Origin of the sequence: Streptomyces sp. SID3343 (assembly GCF_009865215.1) — a bacterium.
GTDB lineage: Bacteria > Actinomycetota > Actinomycetes > Streptomycetales > Streptomycetaceae > Embleya.
The window spans coordinates 1-9799 of sequence record NZ_WWJX01000433.1 but is presented as its reverse complement, the minus strand read 5'-3'; the positions used below and the strand labels follow the sequence as shown (position 1 = coordinate 9799).

Sequence of the window (9799 nt, the reverse complement as noted above, 5' to 3'; positions counted from 1 at the left end):
ACCACACCCACCCACACCACACCCGCCCCCGCGTTCCCGAAACCGGACCCGGCTCCCCGAGACCGCCTCCTCGACGCCGCCGACGAGCTCTTCTACCGCGACGGCATCGGCCGCACGAGCGTCGACCGGGTTCTGGAGCAGGCGCACGTCTCGCCCGGGACGCTCTACGCCCACTTCGGCGGGAAGGACGGCCTGATCGTCGCCGCCCTGCAACGCCGGTTGGACCGCTGGGACACGACCTGGCAGGCGGCCGTCGACGCGGCGGACACCCCGGCCGACAAGCTGCTGGCGCTGTTCGACGCCGTCGCCGCCTACCGATCCCGATACATCCCCGGACGCGGGTGCGCCTTTCTCGCGACCGGCACCGAACTGCCGTCACCCGAGCACCCCGCCCACGCGGTCATCGCGGCGGAAACCGCGCTGCTCGGCACCAGACTGGCCCTCCTCGCCGACGCCGTCGGCGGCCCGGACCCCGCCGCCCTGGCCGCCGACGTACTGCTCGTGTACGACGGCGCGATGGCCGGCCTGCTCCGCGCCCGAGAGCCGGATCCGCTCGCGCACGGCCGGACGGTGGCGGCCCGACTGCTCCCGGCGGCCGGCCGACTTCCCGCGTCGCCGTGACGCCGATTCCCGGTGCCGCGGGAGAGGCCACCGAGCGAGACCCACCCGGAGAACATGCCGGCCCCGTCCGCCCGCCGCCGGCAGGCCCCGCCCGAGGTGCGCCACGAGCACGCCCACCGGGAAACCCACGACGCGTGACGACCCCGACGCCTTGGCCACCCGCTCACCACGCCGGAGTCAACGTCTGTTCGGTCCAGATCGTCTTGCCGGTCGTGGTGTAGCGCGTGCCCCAGCGCTGGGTGAACTGGGCGACCAGGAACAGGCCGCGGCCACCCTCGTCCGACGTACGGGCGTGGCGCATCCGCGGGCTCGTGCTGGTGGCGTCGGTGACCTCACAGATCAACGTGTCGTCGCGGATCAGCCGCAGCCGGATCGGCCCGTCGGCGTAGCGGATCGCGTTGGTGACCAGTTCGCTGACCACGAGTTCGGTGGTGAACGCGATGTCGTCCAACCCCCACTCGGTGAGCTGCCGGCCGGCCAGATCGCGGGCCTCGGCGACGAACGCGGGGTCGGCGGGCAGGTCCCAGGAGACGACGCGCGACGAGTCCAGGGTGCGGGTACGGGCGACGAGCAGGGCCACGTCGTCCGCCGGGGTGCTGTCCACGCTGTCCAGGACGGATCGGCAGATCTCGTCCAACGGCCGCTCGGGGCGGGCGAGTGACGCGCGGAGCCGGTCGAGGCCGGTGTCCACGTCGCGGTCGCGGGTCTCGATCAGGCCGTCCGTGTAGAGCACGAGGAGGCTGCCCTCGGGCAGTTCGTACTCCGCGAACTCGAACGGCAGCCCGCCCAGCCCCAACGGCGGTCCGGCCGGCAGGTCGAGGAACTCCACCTCACCGCCCGGGCGGACCACGGCCGGTGGCGGGTGGCCGGCGCGGGCGAGCGTGCACATGCGGCTCACGGGGTCGTACACCGCGTACAGGCAACTGGCGCCCAGCGCCGTCGTGTCGACGCCGCCTTCGCCGGTGCCCTGCTCGTCGACGAATCGGATGACCAGGTCGTCGAGGTGGGCCAGCAACTCGTCCGGCGACATGTCCAGGTCGGCCAGGGTCTGGACCGCCGAACGCAGCCGTCCCATGGTCGCGGCGGCATGCAGACCGTGACCGGCCACATCGCCCACGACCAGCGCGACCCGCGCCCCGGACAGCGGGATGACGTCGTACCAGTCGCCGCCGACCCCGGTGCGATCGTCGGCGGGCAGGTAGCGGCTGGTCACCTCGACGGCGGTCTGGGCCGGCAGCCCGTGCGGTAGCAGGCTGCGCTGGAGGGTCAGCGCGGCGGCGTGCTCGTGGGTGAAGCGGCGCGCGTTGTCGATGCACACGGCGGCACGCGAGACGAACTCCTCGGCGAGGATGAGGTCGTCGCTCTCGAACGGGTCGGGCGTGCCGCGCCGGAAGAAGTGGGTCACGCCCAAAACGGTGCCGCGCGCCTGGATCGGGACCACCATCATCGAGTGCAGCCCGACCGCGCGGGTGCGATCCGAGGACTCCCCGTCGTCGGCCAACCACGGCAGGATCGCGGGGTCGAGCACCGGTTCGAGGATCGCCTTGCCGTCGGCGAGGCAGCGGGCGGCGGGCGAACTGGGCACCACCGACGCGCGCTCGCCCGTTCGAGCGATCGACTCGTACAGGTCGTCGCGCAGGTCGCCGTGCCTGCCCCGCTCGACCGAGCGCTGCCCGACCCGGCGCAGCACGGTGTTCGACCCCACCGGGCCGGGCGCCGGCTCGATGCCGTCCAGGACCGGTTCGAGCAGGTCGACGGCGATGAAGTCGGCGAGGTCGGGCACCGCGACGTCGGCGAGTTCCTGGGCGGTACGGGTCACGTCAAGGGTCGTCCCGATCCGCGCCCCGATGTCGCTCAGCAGCGCGAGCCGCTGACGAGCGCGCCAGCGGTCGGTGACGTCGACCACGATGTAGCACAGTCCGAGCGCGCTTCCGTCGATGTCCTCCAGGCGGAAGAACGACGTCGAGTAGGCGTGCAGGTGCGTGGGGTCGGCGGCGGTGCGGCCCTGATACTCGTGGTCGATCAGCGGCGTCCCGCTGTCCAGGACCAGTTGCATCCGCGCTTCGATGAGGTCCGCCGGCAGGCCGGGGAGGACGTCGCTGAGCCGTTTGCCCAGGCGCTGCGCGCGCGGGATGCCGCCGTTGCGCTCCAAGGTGTCGTTGAGCCAGACGCACCGCAGTTCGAGGTCGACCACGGCCATGCCGATCGGCGCCTGACCGAGCAGGTGCCCCCACAGGGCCCGGTCCGCCCCCCAGGGCATGATGGACGGGTTCCCCGCGTCGTCGTCGTTCGGAGTGTGCGATGCGCTCATCGTGAACCTTTCCGTCCTCCGTCTCCCATGGTCGCGCTTCGGCGGATCGACGCACGCCGGCCTCGGGTTCCTTTCAGCGGGCGTCCTCTCAGGTCCAGCGGGTGAGCAGTACGGCCACGTCGTCCGCACGCTCCCTCAGGCGGCCCGCGTCGCTCAGCATGCGGTCCACGAGTCGGGAGACGGGTGCGTCGGAGGAGGGGACGGTTCCCTTCGAAGCGGGGGCGGAACCATCGAGGGGGCGCGAGAGCGAAGCGCACATCCGGGTGATGGCGTCGTCGATGTCGACGCCGACATCCTCCACCAGCCCGTCCGTGTACAGCGCGAGCAGCGAGCCCGGCGCCAGGGACAGCCTGGTCACGGGATACTGCGAGTGGCGGTCGACACCGAGCAGGGTGCCGCCGGTGGTCTCGACGACGTGGGTTCGTCCGTCGGGATCGCGCAGCAGCGGGGGCGGGTGGCCGGCGCGGACCACTTTCGCGTCGCCGGTGCGCGGATCGAGTTCGATGTAGCAGCAGCTCGCGAACAGGCCGGTGTCCAGATCGGCGAGCAGTCGATTGGTGCACCGCACGACCCCTTCGGGCTCCTGGCCGCCGGTGGCGAAGGCACGAACCGCGCTGCGCAGTTGTCCCATCGTGGCGGCCGCGGCGACGCTGTGTCCCTCGACGTCGCCGATGACCAGGGCCACCGCGCGCCCGGTGTCGATGACGTCGTACCAGTCGCCGCCGATCTCCATGCCCTGCGTGCCGGGCAGATAGCGGGCCGCGATCTCCAGGCGGGCCAGGGACGGCAGCCGATGGGGCAACAGGGCGTGCTGGAGGCCGCGGGCGAGGGCGAACTCCGCGTCGTAGAGTCGGGCGCGCTCCAGCGCCTGCGCGATCAGGCCGCTGAGCGCGGTCAGCACCGAGCGCTCCTCCAGGGTGAACACGTGCGGTTGGGCGAACCCGATGATGCAACTGCCCACCGGGCGGTCGGAGGCGATCAGCGGCAGGAACGCCCACGCGCACATGTCGTCGAGCGGGATCCCCGGATACGCGGAGGCCAGATCCTCCGCCGATTCGAAGAAGATCGGCAGACCGCGGGCGAGCGCCTGGACCCCCGGCAGCGGGGCGTCCAGCGGGACACCCTCGAACCGGTCCAGGAAGCCTTCGGGATAGCCGGCCTGCCGGGCCAGGTAGAAGCGCTTGTCGCGGACGATGTTGATGGCGATCTCCCCGCCGCCGAAGGCGGGCAGGATCTGGTCGGCGACGACCTTGCAGACCTGGTCGACGGACACCGCCTCGGTGAGCGCGCCGGCCATCTGGAGGATGTGGTACATCGCTCCCGGCCGCGGCGAGGCGGCGTCGATCTCGCCGTTCTCGCCCGCCGACGAATCGGCGTCCAGGTCACCCGGTCCGCCCGGCTCGCCCGGCGCGTCCGACGGGGCCCCCACGGGCACGACCTTGCCGGTCACCCCGTACGGGTCCGGGTAGAGCGCGAACGCCAGCCACCGATCGCGCGGCGCCCGGGCCAGGAACGACGCCGGGTGCTGGGACAACATCGCCGCGCGGTAGCGGTCCTCGTAGGAGGGGTCGGCGAGCCACGGCAGGGCCTCCCACGGGGTCTTGCCCAGCACGTCCGCGAGCCGGACGCCGAGCAGGCCCTCCAGCTTGTGGTTGGCGTAGGTGATCCGACCGTCGGGATCGAGCGAGAAGACCCCGTCGTTCAACCGCTCCATCGCCCCCGCGGCGGCGGCGCCCGTACCCAGGTCCAAGACCGCGCCGACCAGGTGCCGCGAGTGCCCGCCGAAGTCGTTGTCGGCGACTCGGCCCCACACCTCCAGGGGTCGCCGCACCCCGTCGGCGCCCAGCACCTGGAGTCGCCACGCGAGCACCCGGCCGGTCTCCGCCGCGCTTTCCGCGGCGTCGCGGAACGCCCGGCCGCCACCGGAGACCACCCGGGCGGCCAGCGTCGTCGCACGCCGGTCGTACTCGGCGGGATCGACCCCGAACAGGTGGCACATCTCGTCGTCGGCGTCGAAGTCGCCCGTCGCCACGTTCCAGTCGAAAAGCCCCACCCGGATCAGCGGAAACGCGGGGGCGGGCAGCGGGGTCACCGTCGGCCGACCGTCGTATTCGACGGACAGGCCGCGCACGGACAGTTCCTTGAGCCCGCTCGCCAGGTGCCTGGCCGCGGCCCGCAATCCACGTCTTCGCGAGGACGGGAGGCCGCGCCTGGGGTTGGCGGGCCACATCACGCAGATCACCCCGAATGCCTCCGCGCCCGCGCGCACCGGCGTGGCCGCCGAGGCGAACGCGTACGGAGTGCCCAGGGCCAACTGCGGGAAGCGCCGCATGGTCTCGCCCTCGTCGGCGAGGAACACGGTTCGCCCGGTGCGGAACGCCTCGGACGCGGGCAGCGCCCCGCTCACCGGAAACCGGAACCACGGACCCAACTGGGAGACCGCCAACCCCGCGACCTTCACCAGCACCAGCGAGCGCCGATCCCGCGAGCGGATGTACACCACGCCGCCGTAGGCGCCCGCGGCCTGGACCGCTTCCCCCAGGCAGGCGCTCAGCACCGCGTCGAACGCCTCGTCGAGCTCGGGTGCGGTCCGGGGCTCGCGCAGCACGCCGTGCGCACCCTCACGCCCGGGTTGCCGGCCGGTCACGGGGCGCACCCCGGTCGTCGCGCGTCGCGGTGCGCAGGCTCCTCCACCGCTCGCTCGCACATACTCCCAGGGCACGCCCGCCCGCTGCCGATGTCAAACGCACGGACCGTCCGAGAAACGGCCCACCGCCGACCTCGGCGTACCCGCGCCGGCCGGGCCGACTCGGGTACGCCGGCGAGCGCCCGCACGCGCTCGATGCGCGACCACCCTCAATGACCGGGCAGTACGCACACGCTGTCGAGGCCGAGCACGTGGTTGAGCCGGCCGAACGCCAACCACGAGCCGATGCTCATGCTCAGCTCGACGATCTCGACCTGGCTGTAGTGCGCGCTCATCCGGGCCCAGAACTCGTCGTCGAGGTTGTGGTGGTCCTCGGCGTAGCGCTCGGCGTACTCGGCGGCCAACCGGGTGCGGTCGTCGAAGGCGTCGGTGGTGCGCCACTGCGTCACCGCCTCGGGAAACTCGTCCTCGACCTTGAGGCCGTCGCGTTCGGTACGCCAGTCCAGGCAGAAGACGCACCCGTTGATCTGGGCGATCCGCAGCCGTGCGGCCTCGAACTCGCGCAGCGACAGCGTCGTGTGCTCATACACCGACATCGAGAAGTTCGCGGCCGCGAGGCCGATGCCGGGGACCATCTCCCCCCACACGTACGCGATCGGGTCCTTGTCCTCGGGGACATCGATGTTCATGCGCGTTTCCTTCCGAGTCTGCCGACTGCGGGCCGCAGCGGGACGTCGAGGGCGTCGTAGAGTCCGGGATCCGCGTCCACGAGCCAGTCGATGGCGTTCACCAGCCGGCCGACCGCGGTGGCGTTGCCGCCCGCGGATCGGTTCTCGCCCTCGTCGGTGGCCTCGATGGTGACCTCGATACGCGGCCGGCCCTCGATGATCACCCGGTGCGCCCCGTCGCCGCCGGGCGGCGTCGGCCAGTCCGGAGCGCACGACGGGTGGATACGGGTGACGTGTTCGATGACGATGCGCGGCTCGCCCTCGACGATGCCCTGCACCTCGAAGCGCACCGCGCCCTGGGTGCCGGCCTCGAAGTCGCCCATCGTGCGGGTGCTCACGGAGGTGTCGAGCGGGCGGCGGTCCATCGTCTCGCGGATCTCGTCCAGTTCGACGCCCAGCGCCCTGGCGATGAGCCGAATCTGGCCGCCCCACACCATGGTCGGCATCTCCGGCCACAGCATCGGCGCGCCGTAGTCCATGGGTTGGCCCATGCCGACCAGGTTGCGGACCGAGTCCTCCTGGTCGTAGGTGGAGTAGTCGAAGATCTCCTGGCAGCGGATCACGTCCACCCGGCTGCCCAGCCCGCTGATCAGCAGCGGCAGCACGTCGTTGCCCCAACCGGGGTCGACCCCGGACACGAACAGCGAACCGCCGCCCTCGGCGATAGCGGCCACCACCGGCTCGCGGAACTCCGGTGCGGCGTTGTGCGGATCGTAGAGCGGGTACAGCGCGGTGCTCACCACCACGGCGCCGGCCCGGATCGCCTTGACGATGTCGGCGAGGGCCTCGTCGGGACGGATGTCGCCGGACGCCGCGTACACCACCGCGCCGGGCCGCGCGGCCAACACCGCGTCGATGTCGTCGGTCGCCGTGACACCCAACTCGTCGTCCAGGTCACCGAGTTCGCCCGCGTCGCGGCCGACCTTGTCGGGATTGTGGACGAGCACGGCCGCGAGATTCAGTGCCGGGTGGGCCTCGACGGCGCGGATGGCCGCGCGGCCGACGTTGCCGGTACCCCAGACAACCGTAGAAATCATGCGCTGGAGGGTAGCTCCAGCCGGCTTCGGTTCATAGGGCCGTGCGCGCAACGATTGCCTGATCGGCTTTGGTGGACTCGACGCCGAAACCGCCGAAGCGACCGCGAAGTCACGCCACAAGTCGGCCGGATTGACACGTTCTTCTTTCGCCGCCGTCCAGGAGACTGTGGCGGGTACGACGGCCCTCGCGTCCCTCGACGTCCGAAGGGGCGGTCGCGTGCGCAACGCGGCGGCCGCGCACGGCCGAACGAAACCATGTCCTGTCCGTCCCCTTTGCAGGAAGGATCGATATGAGCCCCGTGGTACTGGAGATCCGCGACGCCGGCCCGCTCGACGTGGAGGAAGAGGCGATCGAGTTCGAGGACGGGTCGGACCCCGACCGCAGCATCGAGGCGTGTCTGCCCGAACCGTGGCCCACCGCGACCACCCGCGTCGGGTGCGACCAGTAGGTCCGATCCGGCGCCACCGACTCGAACTCGCGTGCCCACGCGGGCGCGGTTCGGGTGCGCGGTGAGGTGACCGACCCGGTTCACCCGGTCTCGGGATTCCGGCCGCGGCCGTCGACCGTCGAGCGCACCGCCGTTCGCCTCCCGGGTGCGCTCGGGAGGCGAATCGACGGTGCGCGGGCCGGCGGCGGGTGCGGGACGTCGCGATACCACCCGTTGCCGCGTATGTGATGCGACTCCGGTAGCCGGTGGCGGACTTCGCGCGGACGCGCGATGGTGGGATCGGCGGGGGAACGGGGCCAAAGTGCGGTCGGTGCGAAAGGGATCCGCGCAGGATCTGCGTGAGCGAATCGACGTCCTCGTTGCCGGCCACGACCGGCGCCGCAGCGCGGACGACGCCTGGCTCTACCTGTTCGACCCGCGCATGCCCGCGCTCGAACACGGCTGGAAGCTGCACGTCTCGGCGCGGCCCGACGACTTCCTCGCGACGTTGGATCTGCTCGTGCCGGTGCTGCTGCGCCACATGTGCGAGGCCAAGTTCGCGGTGAGCGTGGCGGTGTTGCAGGAGATGAACGCGGGAATCAAGGATCCGGCCCTGGTCGGGAAGGCGATCACCGTCTACCCGCGTGGCGACGACGTGGCCGCGCTGGGCCGGGAGTTGGCCGACGTGTTGGCCGGCCGCGGCGGACCGCGCGTGCTCAGTGATCGGCGGGTGCGCCCCGACGCCCCGGTGTACTACCGCTACGGGCCCTTTCGGGCGACCGGGACCGATGACGCCACGCTGGTGATGACCGGACCCGACGGGCAGCGCTTTCCCGGTCGCGCCGGCACCCGCTACCGCCAACCGCCTTGGGTGGGCGACCCGTTCGGTGCCGCCGCCCCCGGCTCGGCGCGAACCGAGCGCCTGGTGGGCGGGCGCTACCGGCTCACCGCTGGCATTGCGCGATCCCCGCACGGTGACGTCTACCGCGCGCTCGACACCGCGACCGCTGCGCGGGTGGTGGTCAAACAGGCCAGGGCGTACGCCGGTGAGGACCGGCTCGGGGTGGACGCCCGAGGCAGACTGCGCAACGAACGCGCCGTGCTGGCGGCCCTGCACGACCTCGACGGGGTGCCGCGCGTCGTCGACTACGTGCGACACGGCGAGGACGAGTATCTGGTCACCGGCGACTGCGGTCCGCTCGATCTGCGCCGCGACGTGCTGGAGCACGGTCCGTACCGGCCCGGGGACGCTCGGGCCGAGCGCCAAGTGATCGCGCTGGCCCGCCGGTTGCTGGCGGTGCTCGACTCGGTGCACGCGCGCGGCGTGGTGATGTGCGACCTCAAACCGGGCAATGTCGTGCTCGCCGCGGACGGGTCCTGCCGGCTCGTCGACTTCGGCATCAGCGCACTTGCGGGGCGGCGACCCGCAGGGGCGACACCCGGCTACTCCCTGCCCGTGTATCGGGCCGGTGGCCTGCCCGATCCCGCCGACGACCTCTACGCGTTGGGCGCGACGCTGCACTACGCGCTGACCGGCATGGAACCGGTGATCGTCGATCCCGACCACGCGATCAACCGCGACCGCACGCTCGCGTGTCTGGCCGCCGTGCTGCCGGGCGCCGTCCACCGGCCGGTTCGGGCGCTGATTGCCGGGCTGCTCAGTCTCGATCCGGCCGAACGAGCGTCGTGTGCGGGGTGGTTGCGGGACGGGTCGCCGGTACCGGTGCGCGGGCGCCGACTGCCGGCGCCGCCGCGGATCACGCCCGGGCTCCTCGACGCGGTGATCGCGCACACCGTCGACTCGTGTGCGCGCGCCGCCGCCGAGTTGCCGGCCGGGCCGGGGGCGCGCCACCCGGGGTCGACCCTCGCGCTCTACGCGGGCGCGGCCGGAGTGGGCCTGGAACTGCTGCACCACACCGACCACCCGGGCGTCGCGGAGGCCGTCGCCGACCTGGCCCGGCGCACCGCGACCCACCCCGAACTGGCTTCGCTGCCCTCCGCGTTGTACACCGGCCGAACCGGCGTCG

6 protein-coding genes and 1 pseudogene are annotated in these 9799 nt (G+C 72.3%); 3 read left to right on the top strand and 4 right to left on the bottom strand.

The window, feature by feature from the left end; all coding sequences use genetic code 11:
- Positions 1–621: TetR/AcrR family transcriptional regulator (locus GT354_RS14150; protein WP_161356664.1), on the top strand; the 621-nt coding region annotated here is incomplete at its 5' end.
- 163 nt (positions 622–784) lie between these two features.
- On the opposite strand, the gene GT354_RS14145 is transcribed toward GT354_RS14150, so the two are convergent.
- The 4 genes from GT354_RS14145 to GT354_RS14130 form a co-directional block, all read right to left on the bottom strand.
- Positions 785–2932 (bottom strand): SpoIIE family protein phosphatase, encoded by a 2148-nt coding sequence (locus tag GT354_RS14145; RefSeq protein WP_161356663.1) that lies wholly within the window; start codon positions 2930–2932, stop codon positions 785–787.
- 88 nt (positions 2933–3020) lie between these two features.
- The gene (locus tag GT354_RS14140) at positions 3021–5579 is read right to left on the bottom strand and encodes a SpoIIE family protein phosphatase (RefSeq protein ID WP_161356662.1); all 2559 of its coding nucleotides are present in this window, start codon (positions 5577–5579) and stop codon (positions 3021–3023) included.
- Positions 5580–5788: 209 nt separating this feature from the next.
- Complete coding sequence (locus GT354_RS14135; protein WP_161356661.1) at positions 5789–6268, bottom strand: carboxymuconolactone decarboxylase family protein; 480 nt, start codon at positions 6266–6268, stop codon at positions 5789–5791.
- The gene (locus GT354_RS14130; protein WP_161356660.1) at positions 6265–7344 is read right to left on the bottom strand and encodes a dihydrodipicolinate reductase; all 1080 of its coding nucleotides are present in this window, start codon (positions 7342–7344) and stop codon (positions 6265–6267) included. The genes GT354_RS14135 and GT354_RS14130 overlap by 4 nt, the downstream gene beginning before the upstream one ends.
- Positions 7345–7634: 290 nt before the next feature.
- Between GT354_RS14130 and GT354_RS52580 the strand changes: the two genes are divergently transcribed.
- Together GT354_RS52580 and GT354_RS14125 are read left to right on the top strand one after the other, a co-directional pair.
- Entirely contained in the window at positions 7635–7793 is a 159-nt protein-coding gene (locus GT354_RS52580; protein WP_202511879.1) for an SflA family class IV lanthipeptide, read from the top strand.
- A gap of 310 nt (positions 7794–8103) precedes the next feature.
- Positions 8104–9799 (top strand): annotated as a pseudogene (locus tag GT354_RS14125) (serine/threonine protein kinase); the annotation flags it as partial.

What these genes read in the sequence shown, in the direction of transcription:
- GT354_RS14130 (WP_161356660.1), bottom strand. Translation starts at nt 7,344, where the DNA reads ATGATTTCTACGGTTGTCTGGGGTACCGGCAACGTCGGCCGCGCGGCC.
- GT354_RS14135 (WP_161356661.1), bottom strand. Translation starts at nt 6,268, where the DNA reads ATGAACATCGATGTCCCCGAGGACAAGGACCCGATCGCGTACGTGTGG.
- GT354_RS14145 (WP_161356663.1), bottom strand. Translation starts at nt 2,932, where the DNA reads ATGAGCGCATCGCACACTCCGAACGACGACGACGCGGGGAACCCGTCC.
- GT354_RS52580 (WP_202511879.1), top strand. Translation starts at nt 7,635, where the DNA reads ATGAGCCCCGTGGTACTGGAGATCCGCGACGCCGGCCCGCTCGACGTG.